Raw genomic sequence first — 18,496 nt, 5'->3', positions numbered from 1 at the left:
ACCCCGTCCTAGTTGTACCTATTTCCCACTTTATCGAGTTCCGCTCCGTGGCAAGGACACAAAAAGAAAAGCTCCTTTTTTCTAATCCGTGCGCTTCCGTAGCCAGCTAGCAATGATGTTATTCAGCTATCGTTCTCCCGATAGTTCAACCCTTGTTTCAAAATCTCACTCAATCTTCTTAAATGTCATATAGTGGACGTTTCCATCCTTCCTATCGGCAGAAAAGAACAAAACGTACTCGCCGACCTTGTAAGACATTTCCCAACTGTCCTCTATCATACTGAGTCCTTCGTAATCAGGCTGACCCAACGCATTTTTTACTTCCTCAACGGAATACTTGATTGTATTTCCACTTACTCCTATTGCTCTGATGGTTTGGTTCAGACCCGTGAAGAAATAATTATAATCAAACCAAGCATCAAAGTGATCCTGACGTGAGGCCGTTCGCTGTGGTTCCCCCCATGTTCTTAACACATCCTTTTTTGCCGCCCCTATTCCAAATTCAATCCCTGGGAGCTTTCCTTTTGCCACTGCGCTTAGAAATGCCTCATTTAGTTGCAACTTCTGGCTCAACAATGTCTCATTGATTATGATAGACTTTGTTGGTTCCTCGTACTTGACCAATGACCCCATATTTTCAGCTACAAAACGAATAGGTACATATGCATGACCTTGGTGAGTCAACACTACATATTCACTATCCTCCACTACTTTGGTTACTCCATTAAATACAAATTTGGCAGGATACAAATACACTTGAATTGTGTCTAAGGCATAAACACTAGTTGTTACGGTTAAACCAATTCCGCATATTAGACCTAAAACAAACTTCTTCAAAAATTCATCACTCCCATTGTTGAGTTCTACTTAATGAGACGAAACGAACAAATGAATAGTTTCCATAATTTAACTTTTATTACTCAGACTATTCCACCATACTACCAGTTAATTGAGAAAAAGACTGCCGATTCACGGCAGCCTTGTAACGCTTGTAAATTCAACTCTCGTTCTGCGTTATCGTAGTTAAGTCAGATTGCATTTACCTATTGCTCTATGTTAGCCTGTTTGGTTCTCCTGATAAAATCTTAACCCTTCATTCCTTTTTGCTTTTTACTTTTACAGTAAAGATGCTCAATATAATGGTAAGAATCACATATGTCCAAAATCCATGAATTTCAAATCCCGTTAAATACTTATCAAGAAGCCATAACTTTATTGGTGTCAACACAAGTGAAGCTACCACTAACAATGGAGTAGTTAAACAACCTATCCCAATTACCATGGAAATCATTGAAACTGTTAATAAAAAACCGTAAATGAAACTGATAACAAACATGAGCCATTTTTTTTGTACTTTCGATCTCCAACAGATCTACAAATTAGAACTCTATAAGTTTCTATACGCTAAGAAAAAGCTGAAATTTACTGTTGTGATTCTTTAGAAAAACCCTGTTTTGCTAATTAGACTCCGTGTTCTTTCAGATGGTTTTTGTTGTTGAAACTAAACCCAATGTTTCTGTACGTCATTTAGGTTTGTACCATTTCAAGTATGGATAAAATAGTTCGCAGAATAGCTACATACATTTCCAATTAAAAGGAAGGGAATTTTTATGAACTGGTTTTCGGAAATGGAGTATCCTTTTGCCATGTTTACTCCACAACATATTCTTCCGCTTGTCGGAATAGCTTTACTGGTTCTGCTGCTGTATCGGTTTAAAAACTCGCTTCGCCACGACGACTGGAAGAAAAGAATCAGGTTTGGACTTTGCACGCTCCTCATCGGGTTTGAAGTCTTACTGTACGGATGGTATTTTTATTTCGAGCAGTTTTCCTTAGAACAGTCCCTTCCCCTTCAGCTATGCAGCATAAGCTACATCTTGACCATCGTCATACTGCTTTTTCCATTTTATCGGATTTATGAATTTTTATACTTTGCAGGTGCCGGCGGTGCCATACAGGCATTGCTGACACCGGCGGCCATTCTGTCCGGATTTCCCCATTTCACTTATTTTTACTTTTTTATCGGTCATGGCGCCATTGTATGGGTTGCCTTGTATATGACCTGGGTGCATGGCTATCGGCCAACGTGGCATTCGATTTGGAGAGTGCTTCTGATTATGAACGGTCTTTTGGCAGTAATCATCCCCGTAAATTGGATAACAGGAGGAAACTACCTGTTCGTCGCAGAAAAACCGTCCGGTGATACGCTGCTTAATTATCTGGGTCCTTGGCCTTGGTACTTGTTATCCCTGGAGGGGGTCGCGGTGATTATCTTCATTTTCATGTACCTCCCCTTTCTGCTCCTTAGGTCTAACACCTAAGTTTCCGCCGGTACTTTTTCCCTGCCTTCAGCTCGGTCCATAATCGCTTTACCAAATATTTTAATTGCGCGATACTGACCTTTAGCGTAATAAAAACAAGGAGCAGCTGCCGCAGAACTGCTCCTTGTTTTGTTCAATTATAGTTCTCCGTTAGAGCTTAACGACTATACGATTATTATTATGGTTCTCGTTCATAATAACCTAATCAATCCTTTTGTCTTTCTATCTCACCAGCTACAATTTGAGGGGGATCGGATTGCATTACAATATATTCGCCTTTGTCATTTGTTTTAGGAGTTACATTAACTTTTTCGCCTACCCTAAGCTCGTTGTAGATTTGGGAATCTTCTACAATATAATAGACTAATTCGATATTACTCTTTTTGAAGGTAGCAAAGGTCTTACTTTCTGCATCCTTCTTAGAAATTTGCTTCGCCACTAAGATTCTTTGCTCTTCCTTTGCAATAATGTAATTCCCCTTTTCAGCTTCATACGAAGCACTACAACCACTAAATACACATACGGCAAGTGTTAAGGCTACGCCTAAAACTAACTTTTTCAATATTTTCACTCCTCCTGGTAAAAAAAGTCTTTATCCTACCCACTTTATTAGACGGATCTCTGGTAATAATTTGTTGCGTTAAACTGGACGTTACCTGTACAGGCTGCCAATAATGCTGGCAGCCTTTTGTCATGGTGCTATCGTTCTCCGTTAGATTAATAATTTCTAAATTTGATCTTATAAGCTTCATTCATCTATTCCATTTTGAACATATTGAAAAATCCTGTCTGTCAATTTTGTACCCAGTACTGCCAATTTTACAAATCTTAGATTGTTGACCCATAAGTATGCCCAAACATTCTAGTGAACCTATGAATATACTATTTTATCAAAAATGAAAGGTAGTGACATATAAAATGTACAACATAACGGTAAATTTAGTACCAGGCCTACCGCAGACTCCATTTCGAAACGGTGTCGCTGCATACGAAGGTGTAGTCGCGCACGCCACAGCTAATTATCAGACAATTGGTGCTCCGAGCGAGCGGGCTTGGATGGCTCAGAATTATCAGAACGCTTTCGTTCACTTCTTCGTTGACTGGAACATGATCATGCAGACAGCAAGCACTGAATACAAGTCATACGGAGCGGGTCCACAAGCAAATCCTCGGTTCCTTCATGTAGAGCTATGCCAAGTTAAAAATGTCGGAACACCGAAAGCGCTCGCTAGGTTTAATGAGTCGTACAATCGCTACGTATGGCTTCTCGCTTACTTGCTGTTTAAACGTGAACTTGGTGTTTCTTCCGTTACTTTATGGTCTCATAAACGAGTAACTTATGAACTAGGGGGGAGTGATCACGAAGATCCTGATAATTACCTAGCGGAGTGGGGCAAATCATGGGACAACGTCATCAATGACGTAACGTATCTGTACAACGCCTTCGCTAGGCCGCCGATTGATATCCGCAAACTCAAAGCGGAAGAGATCAAGAATCAAGTCGAGTACATGTTCACGCTAATTCCGAATGGAGATGGCGAAAGTGAGTGGGCCCTCAACTATTTTGCGCAAGTGTACGAGATAATGCTTGATAAAAAATTAGTGAGGGAGATTAAACAATGATTAACAGGTTCAAACAAGTCCCGGCGGGCAATGATCTGCGGGGATTTAATGTTTCCTTTAAGCATCCGTTTACATGTAAAATGTTCTACAATACCAAAGGCAGACGATCAAAAAGTGATCGACTGCCCCTTCTCTTCGCTGAACTTCGTTCCAGTAATTTTGTGGCATGGTGATACCACAATGTAGGGAAATTTGTGCATTTTTTGCTGACACAAATCTCCCTACAGAAAAATTATAAAAGCCTGACTAATTGGTTTATGTAGGCACATTTGTGTCATTGGATACTCTTCTTCTCCTCTTCTAGCATAAAAGCATCGAACTCCTCGAAGTTCTTGAATCGAATGGTTCCTTGATAATAACTAAAGATCATGATGTAGCCTGTGTTTAGATGTTGATTTTATAAAAGAGTTACTGGACCCCTGAAGGCTCTTTATGTTTCCCTTGGAGAGTATGCTAAAATACGGATAAGCAGATTAATACTCTGCGTATGCTAGCGCACAGAGATTTCCAAAATTTTAATTTGGGAGGTTATAATATGGATGATTATTTTTTGGTTAAGGACGGTAGAATTGTACGCTGGGACGGGCTAACACTAGGGGGAAGCAAAATCCGAGCCGATGAGCTAATAGAGTCTTTTGGACGTAAGGCTCTTGATGAAATCGAACAATTTGGATTTTACACCATAAAGAAATCTTAACGAATCTACCTATTAACGTAATGGAGGCTGCCGTTTGTACCGGCAGCCTCGTTTCATTCTGTGTTAAGCTATCGTTCTGCGTCCCTCAATAGCAAATGAATTACAACTCGTTATTTCTCCCAAAGCTCAACCAGTCGACCTTCAGGATCTTCAATCCAAATAAACTTTCCAAATTCACTAATCTCTTTTTTCTTTGCAAGAGGTACACCAATATGTTCAAGATGCTTAATAGTCTCGTTTAGATTATGTACTTGAAAATTTAACATCACTTGTTGTTCTGTTGGAAAATAACTGTCATTCTCGGTAAAGAAAGAAAAGATAGTCTCATTTCCTAATTGGGGTTTTATCACAGTCCCATTCCAATTTTCTATTTCAATCTTCAACACTTCACTGTACCATTTTTTTATAACTTCAAGATTCTTAGTTCTCCAAAATATTCCTCCGAAACCTTTTATCATCGTATCTAACTCCTGTCTGTCATCAAATTTTTAGCTATCCGATTACATTAGATATAGTTCCTTTTTCAACTATACTGCCCGTTCGCCGAAAAGGCCGCCGTTCTTGCCGGCGGCCTGGTGTCATAATACTAACGTTTCCATTAGTTGAACGAACCTTTCATAAGGAAGGTTTTTTTCAGTTTATGGGCAATTTTTTCAAGTAACTTATTATTTAAACGTTGTTCATTGCAATACCCATTACCAATCTGCATTCATTGAATATATTAATATTGAGGGTACGATGAATAGGATGATATATAGCATCCCGCATCCATCCCTCCAACCCCCTTTGATCGGTGTTAGCCTGATGCTGACACCGTTTTTTTCAAACAATCACAAATATTTATTTCAAATTACTGTCCGTTAGCTGAGAAGGCTGCCGTTCTATGTTGTCGGCAGCCTTCCCCTGATGTCTATTGAGCAATAGTTTCCGTAGTTGAGAAACCTATTTTGTTATTTCGAATAAGGTAAATTCAAAAGTGCGGGCACTGTTTCGGGAAAATAGGTACAATATTTTTAAATCCCCAATTGGAGAAAGTATTCCTTCTCTTATATAATTATGCGTGATAATCTCTAGCAAATTACCATCCCCATCTCTGAAGTAAACGTTTTTACCCGTTTCGAAGTCGTCAATAATTCTTCCATCAGACCATCTCAGAAGTATAATTCCCATATTCTTGAGAGAATTGACCACATTCTCAAATTCAGAAAATGGCACTTCAAAAGTAAATGAGCTGGAGCTATGGGCTCCGGAGATTCTTTAAAAGATAATTTAAAGTACTCTGTTGGCATGAAGCATACTTCAACTTCAGTTTCGAAAATAATTGGGAGGTGCATTTGCTCAAAATAAAATTGCTTAACTCCTTGAATGGAGACGGTATTTAATTGAAGTTGAGCGTAATGAGTAATTATTTCGACATTCAACTATAGTTCCTCGTTAGTTCAACAATTTGTCTTAGAGGGTTAACTTCATAATCCAAGAAGTTCCCGACATGCCAAAATACTCAAATCTGAGTTTTTCGTATAACCGAACCGCTATATGATTATCTGGATCAACACTTAAAGAAAGTGATTTATAACCATCGTCTCTAGCTTGTTGATTGATTTCCTTCATAAGAATCGTACCTATTCCTTTTTTTTAAAATCTGGAATTATTGCAATGCCTAATTCAGGAGTTTTATTATCAACGTATCCATATCCTTTATTTGACTCGTCAAATAATCTATACCAAGCAGCTCCTATTGGTTCATCGTCAATGAGAGCAACTAAAGCCAGCTACATACTCTGAGCCCCGCTTGCGGCTGTAGTTTTTGATACTGCTACCGATACTGGTGCACGAAAAGTCCTACGGATTGTAAAAACTTTTCCAATTCCAACGACTTTATACATTCATTTGTCTATCACACTATCAATCTTTCATGCATAAGCTAAGTATTATCGCTAGAGGAGGTGAAAATCTATGTTTAAGTTTCTGAACTACCTCGGCGGCGTCATTGGTGGTTTCAGCCTAATTTACGTCTCAGTATCGGAATTGCTGCCAAGCCTGGAACCTTGATGCGGTAGGGATCATAGCCGTGATTGTATTCGCCGTAGCCTTAATCATCAATGGCGTGCGTTCCCTGTTAAGCAGAGCGTAACAGATCAGCTCGCTACTAAGATAAAGATATATCGACATTTGATCGAAAAAGGCTTCCCAGAGAATATACCCAATAGCTCAACGCGGCTTCCATCTTTGCCGGTAGCCGCGTCTTATTTGATTAATAAGCTATAGTTCCTCGTTAGTTGAACAAAGAAAAGAGGGTGATGACATTGACTCCTCAACTTAATGATCCCGTGGTTTAACCAAGCAGCCCATTGTATTAAAAACCATCATAGAGAAGGCACTCAGACAAAATCCCTAGGATACGTCTTTATACTCACAACTCCAAAGTATTATCACTATCTTCCATACTGCCTGTAGCTTTAGGAGAAATAGTTAATCCAATCTAAGTGGTGCGGGTTTGCAGCCACTGTATAGTTAATATTAATTCGTTAAGGTCTTTCTTTGGCTTGTGAATTCTTCCCCTCATGATAGTCTTCCCATAGTGGGGCAATGTATTTTTCTAATGTTTTTACGACGTCATCTCTTCGGCTCTCTTCGACATTTACAGAGTCAGTTGAAATATCATTTCTAATTCGTATGAGCACAAATAAAGGGGGTAATGCAGCCTCACGAAGAGCCTTAATCATGTTTTCTTCTTGTGGAGTAATATCCATAACGTATCATATTTCCTTTCTAGTAGATTTCTGCTCGAGATAATCTCATTATAAACCTTGACCTCAGTGTTAGGGTCAAGAGGAAGTAAGCTATTCAACTATGCTGCCACTCACCCCCGTGGCAACCTCATGATGTGATGGTAACTCAATTCCCTTCAACGATATGTTTATTGAACTCACATGGATTCAGTCATTTGATTTAATCCATACTCGAAGTGGGCCTATCGTTGTCCATCCTGATAAGAGGGCTGATGTTAGATCTTCGCCGTTTTCATATCCCACCATCGGTATCCCAGGGAAATAGGTAGAAACAATTCGAACAATATCTGACCAAATAATTTTATTACTGTTTGAAAATACATTGGATATCCCCACAGCATTAGCACTCAAGTTAGCTATGAATCCTGATAATTCACCATTTATCTCGTGCATAAAGATTTTCACATCTTTTTGATCTAATAGTTTTGCTTTTATCACTTTTTGCAATCCGCTTGCAAAGGTCCACTTTGCTAAATCTTTTTCTGACGAAACAACGGTCCATTCCGTTTGAACGTAATCAACGTCAGCAACCGGTGAATGACAAATCCATTTTGCCTCAAATAATACTTTAAAACCAAATGGCACCATATTAAGATTAGCATAACTATCTTTTATACTGAATATTTCTCTATTACCTATAAATTTTTTTACTTCTTCACTCGTTGCATAACTGCTTGAAGTAATGATATCGGGGTATAATTCAGGTGCTTTAGAAAGCAGTCCCCATACACATTCACTTGAAGTTTGAGTAAGTCCATGCAACTCACAAACAATCCCACACCAAACAATATTGTTTAAAACCGCAGTATCTACGTTATTCAATTTAATCCCCCTTTACTTCAAACTTTCTTGCGTTTGACTTTGTATGCTTATATTACTAAATGGCTGTTCGGAATGCTTGGTAAAGTTCAAGTAAGTAACAAACTATCCTGCTACCTGTTAGCGGAATAGGCCACCGGCTTTATCACCGGCAGCCTGCTGGATCTTGTTATCAAGCTATTGTTCTGCGTTAGTTCAGCGGCAGGTGGGTTATTCTCCATCTAAATCCCATGAATGAACTACTGAGTTATTTTTTCTTAATAATGCTGATCGCAATAAACCATTATTCATTAAATATTCAAAATATGAGTAATATTTTTCTTCAAGTTCTTGATAGCTTTCGTAATTGATTTCATCCTCTGTTATACCCTGACACCATAAATATCCCTTAACCGAACCACCTCTATTATCATTCCAATCTCCAATTAAAGGTCTCTTCCATGCGTTTCCTAAGGACGAAGAAAGAATACTATTGCCACTAAATGGCATAGCTTGATTGAATTCGATTAATTGATTCTTGTCGTAACAATATAATCGACCACAAGATAAACATTGATAGAATAACTTCTTCAACTTATTTGCTACTATGCCAACATTCATTGCAGCTCGCTCTTTATCTAATTTATGAGGTCCCGATTTTCAATTGCATTATCAATAGCCTCTAAAAAATCAAACCAGTCTTGATCAAAAAAAACGTGACCTTTGTTTCTTAAAAAACCGGACTGATCTACAACCTGATTACCACATACACATTGGATCTTCAATGGAATTCCTCATTTTTAATAATAAGGTCATTGCGTTTAATGGCCATTCTTTCTATTTTGCAATCGCTTTTCGTTTAATTACAATTTCAACATGTGAAATCTAAATCAGAATTAAGGATTGCTACTGATGTGAGTTTTATAAAATCATCAATTAGTTTTTGAAATAGCTCCGGATCAAGTTCAAATCCTCCTCTTAAAGAATTAGTTAACGAAGTTGAAGCATTATATCTCCAATTGCGGGAAACGATACATGTTCTTGTCCTAAATCGGCAAACGATATATGTTCTTGTCATTGGCTTTTGACAAGAACATATATCGTTAAAATGAAAAAAGCCGCAGATAAGCGGCCTCTTAAGTTTATATGTTCTTGTCACCAAATTTTAATTTAGTGTTATACACGAAACTTGATTCTATTTCCCCCTTGAAAAATAAGTTTGAAAAAATTCAAAACTTCGAGAACCGTGTTACTCGAAGTTTTGGGCCAATCGCTTTCAAACAACATGTTGTCTTACAGATAACCCCTACAAATCCCACTCGAAGTCATCATCATCAAACGACGGTATGAAGTTGATTATTTTATCCTTTATCTTTGATACAATCCTCAACTTACATTCATAATAAATGCGACACAAATATGCATCCATTTGCATTCGTGTCGCATTTTTAATTTCACTTTTTCTTTCGCCGTTTTTTAACTGAATTGAATGGACATTCATAAATAATCTTATCGGTCATATTTAGCCACCAGTGGAATTCAATATCTTTTTCTTCCTCTTTTGGAATCTTGCGCTTAGCCTGCCTCCGTGCCTAGCCGTAGACCGCAGATTTCTCCAGGTTTCGAATGCGATTTATTTCTAGAACCGCCGGACCTTCATTAAGTTGCCGCAACTTTATCGTCGTAGATAACCACCAGGTAAACCGGATTGTCGCAAATGCGCAAGCAGGAGAGATCGCCATCATCCGCGAGCATGCAGCCGAAGGAAGGTGGCCACCTCCGCTCCGATGCCGGACCATCCCTCTCATAAAGGAGTGGATTCCAAGCGATAACCCAAATCCGATTCCGCGATGAATAGAATCATCGATCCATACGACAGCTCACGGTTCTCCCCCTCGAGATCGGCAGGATCCACTGACTTACGTGCCTCCAGTTTTTGCTCGATACGAAGCATGTGCCCCCTCAACCGTTTCAGTTCAACCAATTCTTCCGCCGACGGAACGCGCCCGGAAAATTAAAGTTGTGAATGGTCAGCCATTAATCCAGCCAGCCCAGCTTGGCCAGTCGGTCTTCGGTATGATAATCGCATTTCATAAAATTGTCCCATATTATCGTGCCTCAACTCCTTTTCTTTTATGTGTGGCGTTTCCAATGTAACAACCAAAATATTATTTATCTAGTTACTTGCCAATTGTTATGGTTCATGATATAGTATGTCTCGTAACAACCGTAACGAAAATAAGTGGTTACGTAAATGAAGGGATAATTCGTTGGCCCCACTATATCGGATGGAAAATACAGTGAATCCAGAACTTCGCTGTTAATTTAATTATCCTATTTATTCGAAGGAGGAATTCACATTATGTATAACGCAATCGTGATAGGAACAGGACCTGCAGGATTAACCGCCGCTATCTATTTAGCACGTGCCAACCTGGATCCTCTTGTCATTGAAGGCCCCGAACCAGGCGGACAGTTAACCACCACAACAGAGGTTGAAAATTTTCCAGGGTTCCCGGACGGAATTATGGGACCGGAACTCATGGCTAACATGCGAAAGCAAGCAGAGCGCTTTGGCGCGAGATTTCGTACAGGCTGGGTTAACAGCGTCGATTTATCCATGCGTCCATTTAAACTGACGCTTGAAGGCGGAGAAGAACTTATAACCCAAACACTTGTACTTTCGACCGGTGCATCGGCTAAATATCTGGGTATTCCCGGCGAGAAAGAAAATATAGGCCGTGGCGTGAGCACCTGTGCCACTTGCGACGGTTTCTTCTTCCGCGGGAAAAAGATCATCGTTGTAGGGGGTGGCGACTCCGCCATGGAGGAAGCACATTTCCTTACGAAATTTGCTTCCGAGGTACGTGTTGTCAATCGCCGCGAGGAGCTTAGAGCTTCAAAAATTATGCAGGACCGTGCTCGCAATAACAGTAAAATTACGTGGAGCTTGAACAAGACGCCGCTTGAGGTAGTGGCAGGCAGCAATGGAGTAAACGGCTTGAAAGTAAGTAATAATACGACAGGTGAGGAAGAAATCATCGAGACGGATGGCATTTTCGTCACAATCGGTCACAAGCCGAATACGAAATTCCTAAACGGACAACTAGAACTTGATGAAGTCGGTTATTTAGTGGTTAAACCGGGCACTTCCGAAACAAGCATACCAGGGGTGTTTGCATGCGGAGATGTCCAGGACAACAAATATCGTCAGGCCATTACTGCGGCGGGTAGCGGTGCTATGACAGCTATCGATGTCGAGAAATTTTTGGAGCATAACGAAAACCATTAATTCACAATATATAGAGAAGAGAAAGGATCGATAACTATGGAACGTATTCAAACACAACAGCAATTTCAAGAGAAAATCAACGGTGAAGGCTACACGATTATGAAATTCGATGCTACTTGGTGTCATGATTGTAAAAATTTAGAGCGATTTATTGGCGACATTATCAACGAACATTCGGATAAGCAATTCTATGCGGTTGATTCCGAGCAATTCGAAGAGCTTAGCGAAAAATATGACGTCAGAGGAATTCCGAGCTTGCTAGTATTTAAGAATGGTGAGAAATTAGCGCATCTGCACAGCAAATTTGCAAAGACACCTGCTCAAATCCGAGAGTATTTGGATACGATCAATTGATTCGTAATTTACCAAACTCCACTATCGAAAGGCGATGAATACGTTGTTTCCACTTCGCAATGTGAAACGAAGCTCATCGGATACCGACAAAATCCAGCTCTTTCTTAATCAAGCCCAGATTGGATTTCTCGGCCTATCTTCAGAAGATATCCCTTATGTCATTCCTCTCAACTTCTCTTGGCTGAACAACGCCATTTATTTTCATGGGGCGGAAGAAGGAAGAAAAATCACTTATATCGAGCAAAACCCAAGAGCCTGTTTCACCATTAGCGAAAATTACGGAACCATCACGAGTCCGATACCCGCTAAAACGGATACCGCCTTTATGAGTGTCATCATTGAAGGCAACTTGGAACGCGTAACCGATTTAGACGAAGCGACTGCCGCTATGCAGGTCATGCTGGATAAATATGTGCCTGGCTATTATGATCGGCCGCTGGGGCGGACTCATTTGGAGCGGTACGTTTCCCCGCTCGGTAGTAAAACCGCAATCTTTAAATTAAGCACCGCTTCCTTGACGGCCAAAGAGAAAGCTGAAATCCCCGATCGCATGTTCTATGAAGGTAGAAGCGTGCAGAACGACAAGGCTTAACGCCTCTTTTCAAAGAAATGCCGGGTAAAGGATTAAAAATAGAGAAACATTTAAATCATAAACAATCGAGGAGCGATACAGATGAAAACAATTATTTTCGAAGAATTGATCAATATTAGAACAGAAACACTGAAAGCATTCGAAGGCCTAACTGAGGAACAAGCGGATCGCATTCCCGCTGGTTTCCGCAATAATATCCGTTGGCACCTTGGTCACATCTATTTCGTTACGGAGTACTTGGCGCTATCGCAACTGAAGCTCCCGCTTCATCTGCCAGAAGGGTTTACTGATCGGTTCGTTTCCGGAAAGTCGCCGTTGGACACGTACCCTGCTACACTTCCTAATCCAACATTGCCAGAACTGAAAACCCTGCTGACAGAGCAGCTGGATAGAATTCGCATGCAGTATCCGATGGATCGCTTGAACGAAAATGTAGCCGCGATTAATACATCCACGGGACTCGCTCGAGTAACTCCAGAGCAATCGCTCCGCTATAACCTGTACCATGAAGGTTTGCACTTCGCAACCCTTTCTACTTATAAAAGATTATTGTCCCAATAATAGCAAAAGCGAAAAATAGCCTCTCTATGAGAGGTTCCCAATAAATTTCGTCGGAATAGAAAAAGGTACAATCACTTCCAAAGTGGATGCGATTGTACCTTATTTCTATCTGTTTTCCATTGATCCTTCATTCGTTACCTATGCTCCCATCCGTTGCCAATCGTCTGTGAATGCTGGGGGGAGCTAGCAGGGTACGATGGGTGCTGAACATAACCAACGGCATTCATACCGTAGTAATTGACGGCCGATTCCGTTCGTGCACCACCAATCTGAGCAGGCTTGCAGTCTAGAGGAGGACCGATGATAACGGTATCGTGAAGCGGTGCCAACGCCTCTTGTACTTGAGTTTCGTTCAGGCAGTAGGTATAGGCAAACACATTACTTGGCGTCAATCTTAGGATGTCGGAACCGAAAATAATATCGGCGACAGGTGCATCAAAGACAGCCAAGAAATGCGTATTATCCTCTGTTGCACCGTCGTAATGCCACCAGCCTTGAGGCACGTTAACCACTACGCCTGGCTTTGCCGAGAAATGAATTAGCTTTTTCGTAAAGGGGTTCATTATGGATACGAACCCAGCACCTGAAACACAATAAATAAGCTCCGAGCAATTTTGATGATAATGTGGTTCGATGATATTGCCCGCGCTTAAATAAACATCCAGTAACGAAGCATTCCCCAGCGTGTTCAACTGATTCATATTAAGAACATTGATATAATTTCGAGGGTCTTTCTTGAAGTAAAGATTGTTGTTCATGTCACTCGAAAATTGTGCGTTCGGCGCGGCGAAGTTAAAATTTGAAGCAACCATACTAATCCCTGCTTTCCGAGTCATTGACCCGCATGATTCTATATCTTATGAATCCGCCCAATCGTAAGTGCATGCGAATGAATGACGGAATGACATTTGGAGACACTGGCTATATGAAAAATAAAGTCGACTTTTCATTCAAAATTGAATGCGAAGTCGACTTTATTCATTTATTCATTGCGAAATTGCGCGGCATAAGCCCCATAACCTCTTTTTTCAAGATCCGCTTTTGGAATGAATTCCATAGCTGCAGAATTCACGCAGAATCGTAAACCCGTTGGTCCAGGTCCGTCTTTGAACACGTCGCCTAGGAAGGAATCCGCATTCTGGCTTCTAACTTCGGTCCCCAAAAAATCTTTGCGTTTAAGCACAACGCTGTTTGATTCCAGTGGCTTTGTAAAACTAGGCCACCCTGTACACGCATCGAATTTGTCCTTCGAGCTAAACAACGGCTCACCCGAAACGATATCTACGTAAATCCCCTCATCTTCGTTATCCCAGTATTCATTACCAAACGGCTGCTCGTCAATGCCATGCTGAGTTACGTTATACTGGAGTTCAGTCAACGTCTTCAATTTTTCTTCTTTGTTAAAATCTCCATTAAAGCCTTGCTTTGAGCTAATTTTCATTTCTCGATCACTCTCCCAAATAGTGTTCAAAATTAAAACCGCGACCGGAAAAGAACTCACTCAACCTGTACCTTAACGTTGAGCGGGCTTTTTCGTAATAGTCCTGATGTTCGTCCTCGGCTTTGTAAAACGTTTTTGCAGCGGCGATCTTCGTTACAACCGGTTTATGGAACTCTTTGGATGTTTCCAACTGCTTTCGGGATGCTTCTGCCAACTCTTGTTGTTCAGAACTTGTGAAAAAGATGGCGGAATGACTGCCCCTATTCGTTGGATCAACGTTTCGCCAGAAAACTTGAAGCAACTCATCATACGTAATCACATTCGGATTATAATGAACTTCGACCGATTCGAGATGGTCCGTAGTATTAGAAACAACTTCCTTATAGGTCGGATCTTTTTTATTTCCACCCGTATAGCCGGCATACACACTAGAGACGCCGTCAAGCTTCTGGAAAGTGTCTTCCATGTGCCAGAAGCAGCCCCCAGCAAAAATTGCAGTATCGGAAGAACTAGTTGAGTTTTCATTAACCGTCGTCACAACATCTTGAACCTCGGAATCTTTCGATTTCAGTGATTTAATCATGCCGTAAATAATTCCTTGGTGATAGAACATATGCAACGAAGTCGAGTAGATGAGCTCTCCGATATCTTGGGCTTGCAAGGAGTTCTCTTTCACGGGCTCATCCAGTCTATCCTTTAACGTCTCGTTGACATAATTGCGGAGTTCTATCAGCTTGGCCATCAATACATCCCACTCAGGGGGTTCTTCTTTCCATTTCGTAGGTTTCGAACCGTAAGCGAAAAAGGCTTTATAGGTTTCCGGAAGGACATTAGGTTGCTCAGAAAGACCGAATACATCGAATTGCGTTATGAAAAGAACGTGCCCCAGATGCCAATGGATATTGTTTTTAAATCCTTCTGGAATGACTCTTCGTTTTTCCGGCGGACATTGATTGAACACATTAATCAATTGATTAACGTGTTTGTTAAATACACGAAACACGAATTCATCTCTCATTTTATAACCCCTCCCTGCCCTATGGATCACTTGATTCATAGGATCTCCCCCTCACATTAGTAACCTTCTATTTATTTTTAAGTAGTTACATATCTCACTTTATCACGAACTACAAAAGATTGCAAGTAACTATCTATTGATGTTTTGAAAGTTACAACAAGAGCTGAGGTACAATTAAATCTTTCCACAATAACAATGTCTTTCCCAAAGGAAACGCTGCGATTCCAAAAGTTTATTTTTCAAAAAATAAAAATACAGCCCCAACTTTTATTAGGGCTGTATTACTCTCTTACTTGTTCTTGTTCATTTTTAATTCAGATTTATTTCACTATATTATCCTTCCGATTCTTGCAAGCGTATTCTCAAACATGCTTAATACGTATGTAACAATAATTGCTTACTTGGTTTACTCCGTTTTAGATATAAAAAATGAGACCCACAGCAACTGGCTGAGGATCTAAGTTGGATTCCACCTGACTGCGATTAGCGTAGCGACTTGAATGCGACGCGGAGTTCAGAAGTAAGAAGCTCTGGTTGTTCCCAGGCCGCAAAGTGTCCGCCTTTTGGAAGTCTGTTGTAGTGGATTAGATTCGGGTATGCTTTCTCTGCCCAGCTCTTCGGAGCTTCATAGAGCTCATCCGGGAATACGCTAACGGCAACTGGAAGTTTTACACCTTTGACAGCGAAGAAGGAGATTCCAGCTTTACCGTTCTCCGCGTAGAGACGAGCCGCAGAAAGCGCCGTGTTCGTAAACCAGAAGAGTGAGATGTTGTCGAGAACGTCGTCGCGCGTTAAGCCTTCTTTAACTCCGTCAAACGATCTCGCGATCAGGGCAAGGCTCTTCCAGTCGTGGTCAATCAAAAAGGCTGCCAAACCGACAGGCGAATCCGCCAGTCCGGTCAGCGTTTGCGGGCGCGCTCCCATGATGAAGGCGTAGTAGAATTTATTTTCGGCAACTTGCTCGCACGTTTTCTTCTCTTCGTCAGAGAGTCCGGATGGCAGTGGGTTACCGGACCAGATCGCCGCATCAGCGTCGGCCGGAATCACGCCAGCCATGTTGGTGTGAATGGCGATCAATCCCTTAGTTTCCTGAACCCCCATCATGTCAACGACGACCGCACCCCAGTCGCCGCCCTGCGCTACATACTTCTCATAGCCGAGACGAGTCATGAGCTCTCCATAAGCGCGCGCAATGCGTTTTGGATCCCAACCAGTTGTGGTCGGCTTACCCGAAAACCCATAGCCAGGCATCGATGGAATAACGACATGGAAAGCATCCGCTGCGCTTCCGCCATGCGCCGTAGGATTAGTAAGCGGTTCGATAAGCTTCATTTGCTCGATAATCGAGCCCGGCCATCCGTGCGTAATAATGATCGGCATAGCATCTTCATGCTTCGAACGAACGTGAATGAAGTGAATGTCCAGCCCATCGATCTCAGTGAGGAATTGCGGCACAGCGTTCATTTTCGCCTCGATTTTGCGCCAGTCGTACTCGTTTGCCCAATAACGTGCGAGTTTTTGGATCGTTGCTAGTGGCACGCCTTGCGATTGATCCGAGACTGTCTCCTTCTCAGGCCATCTTGTAGCGTTTATGCGCTTGCGCAATTCAGTTAGTTCCTCTTCTGCAATATTCACTTGAAACGATCGAATGGCATTCTTGTTGATAGTTGTTTGTGTCATTTTTTTGAATCTCCTTTTGATTAGTTTGGATTTGTTAATTTGTGTGTTCCGAAGCGGGTACGAGTTCCTTTGGAAGTAGCTGCTGTCCATTCATCATGCATAGTTTTACTTAATATATACGATTTTAGAAATCGTTTAGTAACAATCAAATCATGTTTAACTGGTTACAAGTTGCACTATACCATGAAGTGATTCATTTTATCAAGTAACTATTAAAAATTACTTTATTGGTTACACCCGTCATATCATGATCGCTATTAAGAAAGTCGTCCACTAAAATTCTTCCCTTACTCCCAGATTTTCATGTGGTCACTATTGAAGATTCAACCTGCATTCCCAAAACCGATTGTGTGCAATGCGTTAATAGATCATTCTGTCAATCTTTTTCCCGATGCGATTGCTCCAATTGTGGTATGAATTGCTTTATCTGTGCTGCCTGATATCGGACTCGTTAGGGTTCCATAATTCTCGCAGACTATGATACAAACCATAGGGTTATTATCGATGTAAGTGGCTTTTACCTTTAAAGTAACATTCTATTTATATATAAATGGTTACAAACGACACTTTATCATGATCCACAATACCCATCAGGACACTAGCTAAGTTGTGGATTGGGTGTTACAATAGGAAATATTCACATAAAAATAAAGGAGTTGTGACGCTATGTTATGGGACGAATTTTTGAAAAGCGACTATCACGACTGGAGAGGCAGCGGTCATTCCGAAGACCGATTGGACAAGCCGGGATGGTTGGAACAATTACTGGCCACTCACAACCTCCCCTTTCCGGGCGCTACGTCCGCGGATGAATTGGATCAACTGAAACGGTTGAGAGGGCACATACTTCGTATCGTCCAAAAACTGACGGTGAGTGAGTCCTCGAACCCTGTCGACCTAGAGGGGCTGAACCGGGCGCTGTCCGGCGGACCGATGATTCTGCACATCGCGGAATCGGATTCGGTTTTTCGCTTGGAATCCACTTACTTACAAGCTGGCTGGTCCCGTATCAGAGCGGAGATAGCCGCTTCCTTCGGTCACCTACTCGCGGAAGGCGACCCCTCCCGCTTGCGCATTTGCGGCAATCCGGATTGCCGGGTAGTTTACTACGACGAAACCCGGAACCGTACCAAAAGGTTCTGCGCCGATAAAGTTTGCGGCAACTTAATGAAGGTCCGACGGTTCCGCGCACGCCAAAAAGCTGTCAAAACCGACAACTCCATGACACAAGGTTCGATCGAAACCTGATTCCCCTAATAGAAATGCGAGGAACAAGCAAGTCGAAACGAACAGAAAGTCTTCCTGCTCGAGAAACATGATATTGAAG

Annotated in this window: 22 protein-coding genes; 9 read left to right on the top strand and 13 right to left on the bottom strand. The window is 41.4% G+C overall.

What is annotated here, in order from left to right; translation table 11 throughout:
* Positions 1–165: 165 nt before the first annotated feature.
* The gene (locus AC58UU_RS33670; protein ID WP_497321885.1) at positions 166–837 is read right to left on the bottom strand and encodes a DUF4309 domain-containing protein; all 672 of its coding nucleotides are present in this window, start codon (positions 835–837) and stop codon (positions 166–168) included.
* A 773-nt stretch (positions 838–1,610) separates the two neighbouring features.
* Here AC58UU_RS33670 and AC58UU_RS33665 point away from each other — a divergent pair.
* Positions 1,611–2,321, top strand: a complete 711-nt coding sequence (locus AC58UU_RS33665) for a YwaF family protein (protein WP_497321884.1) — start codon at positions 1,611–1,613, stop codon at positions 2,319–2,321.
* Positions 2,322–2,526: 205 nt separating this feature from the next.
* Here AC58UU_RS33665 and AC58UU_RS33660 read toward each other — a convergent pair whose 3' ends face one another.
* On the bottom strand, positions 2,527–2,883 hold the full coding sequence (locus AC58UU_RS33660) for a DUF3221 domain-containing protein (RefSeq protein ID WP_497321883.1): 357 nt from the start codon (positions 2,881–2,883) through the stop codon (positions 2,527–2,529).
* Between the two features lie 356 nt (positions 2,884–3,239).
* Here AC58UU_RS33660 and AC58UU_RS33655 point away from each other — a divergent pair, with 356 nt between their 5' ends.
* From AC58UU_RS33655 to AC58UU_RS33645, 3 genes are all read left to right on the top strand, one after another.
* Complete coding sequence (locus AC58UU_RS33655; RefSeq protein WP_497321882.1) at positions 3,240–3,944, top strand: peptidoglycan recognition protein family protein; 705 nt, start codon at positions 3,240–3,242, stop codon at positions 3,942–3,944.
* Entirely contained in the window at positions 3,941–4,117 is a 177-nt protein-coding gene (locus tag AC58UU_RS33650) for a hypothetical protein (protein ID WP_497321881.1), read from the top strand. Before AC58UU_RS33655 ends, AC58UU_RS33650 begins: the two co-directional genes overlap by 4 nt.
* A gap of 362 nt (positions 4,118–4,479) precedes the next feature.
* Positions 4,480–4,641, top strand: a complete 162-nt coding sequence (locus AC58UU_RS33645; protein WP_171691861.1) for a hypothetical protein — start codon at positions 4,480–4,482, stop codon at positions 4,639–4,641.
* Positions 4,642–4,751: 110 nt separating this feature from the next.
* On the opposite strand, the gene AC58UU_RS33640 is transcribed toward AC58UU_RS33645, so the two are convergent.
* The 7 genes from AC58UU_RS33640 to AC58UU_RS33610 all read right to left on the bottom strand — a co-directional run bounded on the left by AC58UU_RS33640 (position 4,752) and on the right by AC58UU_RS33610 (position 10,185).
* Positions 4,752–5,099, bottom strand: coding sequence for a VOC family protein (locus tag AC58UU_RS33640; protein WP_047685110.1), 348 nt, complete (start codon positions 5,097–5,099; stop codon positions 4,752–4,754).
* Between the two features lie 994 nt (positions 5,100–6,093).
* Entirely contained in the window at positions 6,094–6,252 is a 159-nt protein-coding gene (locus tag AC58UU_RS33635) for a GNAT family N-acetyltransferase (RefSeq protein WP_497321880.1), read from the bottom strand.
* A 917-nt stretch (positions 6,253–7,169) separates the two neighbouring features.
* Complete coding sequence (locus AC58UU_RS33630; RefSeq protein WP_497321879.1) at positions 7,170–7,394, bottom strand: hypothetical protein; 225 nt, start codon at positions 7,392–7,394, stop codon at positions 7,170–7,172.
* 186 nt (positions 7,395–7,580) lie between these two features.
* Positions 7,581–8,255, bottom strand: coding sequence for a hypothetical protein (locus tag AC58UU_RS33625; RefSeq protein ID WP_497321878.1), 675 nt, complete (start codon positions 8,253–8,255; stop codon positions 7,581–7,583).
* A 207-nt stretch (positions 8,256–8,462) separates the two neighbouring features.
* Positions 8,463–8,852, bottom strand: a complete 390-nt coding sequence (locus AC58UU_RS33620) for a hypothetical protein (protein WP_497321877.1) — start codon at positions 8,850–8,852, stop codon at positions 8,463–8,465.
* 971 nt (positions 8,853–9,823) lie between these two features.
* Entirely contained in the window at positions 9,824–10,039 is a 216-nt protein-coding gene (locus AC58UU_RS33615; RefSeq protein ID WP_497321876.1) for a hypothetical protein, read from the bottom strand.
* Positions 10,036–10,185 (bottom strand): hypothetical protein, encoded by a 150-nt coding sequence (locus AC58UU_RS33610; RefSeq protein ID WP_497321875.1) that lies wholly within the window; start codon positions 10,183–10,185, stop codon positions 10,036–10,038. Before AC58UU_RS33610 ends, AC58UU_RS33615 begins: the two co-directional genes overlap by 4 nt.
* A gap of 408 nt (positions 10,186–10,593) precedes the next feature.
* On the opposite strand from AC58UU_RS33610, the gene trxB reads away from it, so the two are divergent.
* From trxB to AC58UU_RS33590, 4 genes are all read left to right on the top strand, one after another.
* Complete coding sequence (trxB, locus tag AC58UU_RS33605; RefSeq protein ID WP_497321874.1) at positions 10,594–11,523, top strand: thioredoxin-disulfide reductase; 930 nt, start codon at positions 10,594–10,596, stop codon at positions 11,521–11,523.
* 36 nt (positions 11,524–11,559) lie between these two features.
* Positions 11,560–11,877, top strand: coding sequence for a thioredoxin family protein (locus AC58UU_RS33600; protein ID WP_497321873.1), 318 nt, complete (start codon positions 11,560–11,562; stop codon positions 11,875–11,877).
* A gap of 43 nt (positions 11,878–11,920) precedes the next feature.
* Positions 11,921–12,469, top strand: coding sequence for a pyridoxamine 5'-phosphate oxidase family protein (locus AC58UU_RS33595; RefSeq protein ID WP_497321899.1), 549 nt, complete (start codon positions 11,921–11,923; stop codon positions 12,467–12,469).
* Positions 12,470–12,550: 81 nt separating this feature from the next.
* On the top strand, positions 12,551–13,030 hold the full coding sequence (locus tag AC58UU_RS33590) for a DinB family protein (RefSeq protein WP_497321872.1): 480 nt from the start codon (positions 12,551–12,553) through the stop codon (positions 13,028–13,030).
* Positions 13,031–13,164: 134 nt separating this feature from the next.
* On the opposite strand, the gene AC58UU_RS33585 is transcribed toward AC58UU_RS33590, so the two are convergent.
* From AC58UU_RS33585 to AC58UU_RS33570, 4 genes are all read right to left on the bottom strand, one after another.
* On the bottom strand, positions 13,165–13,866 hold the full coding sequence (locus AC58UU_RS33585) for a cupin domain-containing protein (RefSeq protein ID WP_497321871.1): 702 nt from the start codon (positions 13,864–13,866) through the stop codon (positions 13,165–13,167).
* 146 nt (positions 13,867–14,012) lie between these two features.
* Positions 14,013–14,471, bottom strand: a complete 459-nt coding sequence (msrB, locus tag AC58UU_RS33580) for a peptide-methionine (R)-S-oxide reductase MsrB (protein WP_497321870.1) — start codon at positions 14,469–14,471, stop codon at positions 14,013–14,015.
* A 7-nt stretch (positions 14,472–14,478) separates the two neighbouring features.
* A complete protein-coding gene (gene msrA, locus AC58UU_RS33575) occupies positions 14,479–15,489 on the bottom strand; it encodes a peptide-methionine (S)-S-oxide reductase MsrA (RefSeq protein ID WP_497321869.1) in 1,011 nt (336 codons plus the stop codon).
* A 483-nt stretch (positions 15,490–15,972) separates the two neighbouring features.
* Positions 15,973–17,169 (bottom strand): epoxide hydrolase family protein, encoded by a 1,197-nt coding sequence (locus tag AC58UU_RS33570; RefSeq protein ID WP_497321868.1) that lies wholly within the window; start codon positions 17,167–17,169, stop codon positions 15,973–15,975.
* Between the two features lie 666 nt (positions 17,170–17,835).
* Here AC58UU_RS33570 and AC58UU_RS33565 point away from each other — a divergent pair.
* Positions 17,836–18,417, top strand: a complete 582-nt coding sequence (locus AC58UU_RS33565; protein ID WP_497321867.1) for a CGNR zinc finger domain-containing protein — start codon at positions 17,836–17,838, stop codon at positions 18,415–18,417.
* Positions 18,418–18,496: the final 79 nt, after the last annotated feature.

The organism is Paenibacillus sp. JT22N1 (assembly GCF_059692155.1).
This window is presented reverse-complemented; position numbering and strand designations above follow the sequence as displayed.

Coding starts and splice junctions, on each gene's coding strand:
- AC58UU_RS33665 (WP_497321884.1), top strand. CDS start 1,611: ATGAACTGGTTTTCGGAAATGGAGTATCCTTTTGCCATGTTTACTCCA.
- AC58UU_RS33655 (WP_497321882.1), top strand. CDS start 3,240: ATGTACAACATAACGGTAAATTTAGTACCAGGCCTACCGCAGACTCCA.
- AC58UU_RS33650 (WP_497321881.1), top strand. CDS start 3,941: ATGATTAACAGGTTCAAACAAGTCCCGGCGGGCAATGATCTGCGGGGA.
- AC58UU_RS33645 (WP_171691861.1), top strand. CDS start 4,480: ATGGATGATTATTTTTTGGTTAAGGACGGTAGAATTGTACGCTGGGAC.
- AC58UU_RS33640 (WP_047685110.1), bottom strand. CDS start 5,099: ATGATAAAAGGTTTCGGAGGAATATTTTGGAGAACTAAGAATCTTGAA.
- AC58UU_RS33635 (WP_497321880.1), bottom strand. CDS start 6,252: ATGAAGGAAATCAATCAACAAGCTAGAGACGATGGTTATAAATCACTT.
- AC58UU_RS33630 (WP_497321879.1), bottom strand. CDS start 7,394: ATGGATATTACTCCACAAGAAGAAAACATGATTAAGGCTCTTCGTGAG.
- AC58UU_RS33620 (WP_497321877.1), bottom strand. CDS start 8,852: ATGAATGTTGGCATAGTAGCAAATAAGTTGAAGAAGTTATTCTATCAA.
- AC58UU_RS33615 (WP_497321876.1), bottom strand. CDS start 10,039: ATGAGAGGGATGGTCCGGCATCGGAGCGGAGGTGGCCACCTTCCTTCG.
- AC58UU_RS33610 (WP_497321875.1), bottom strand. CDS start 10,185: ATGCTTCGTATCGAGCAAAAACTGGAGGCACGTAAGTCAGTGGATCCT.
- trxB (WP_497321874.1), top strand. CDS start 10,594: ATGTATAACGCAATCGTGATAGGAACAGGACCTGCAGGATTAACCGCC.
- AC58UU_RS33600 (WP_497321873.1), top strand. CDS start 11,560: ATGGAACGTATTCAAACACAACAGCAATTTCAAGAGAAAATCAACGGT.
- AC58UU_RS33590 (WP_497321872.1), top strand. CDS start 12,551: ATGAAAACAATTATTTTCGAAGAATTGATCAATATTAGAACAGAAACA.
- AC58UU_RS33585 (WP_497321871.1), bottom strand. CDS start 13,866: ATGACTCGGAAAGCAGGGATTAGTATGGTTGCTTCAAATTTTAACTTC.
- msrB (WP_497321870.1), bottom strand. CDS start 14,471: ATGAAAATTAGCTCAAAGCAAGGCTTTAATGGAGATTTTAACAAAGAA.
- msrA (WP_497321869.1), bottom strand. CDS start 15,489: ATGAGAGATGAATTCGTGTTTCGTGTATTTAACAAACACGTTAATCAA.
- AC58UU_RS33570 (WP_497321868.1), bottom strand. CDS start 17,169: ATGACACAAACAACTATCAACAAGAATGCCATTCGATCGTTTCAAGTG.
- AC58UU_RS33565 (WP_497321867.1), top strand. CDS start 17,836: ATGTTATGGGACGAATTTTTGAAAAGCGACTATCACGACTGGAGAGGC.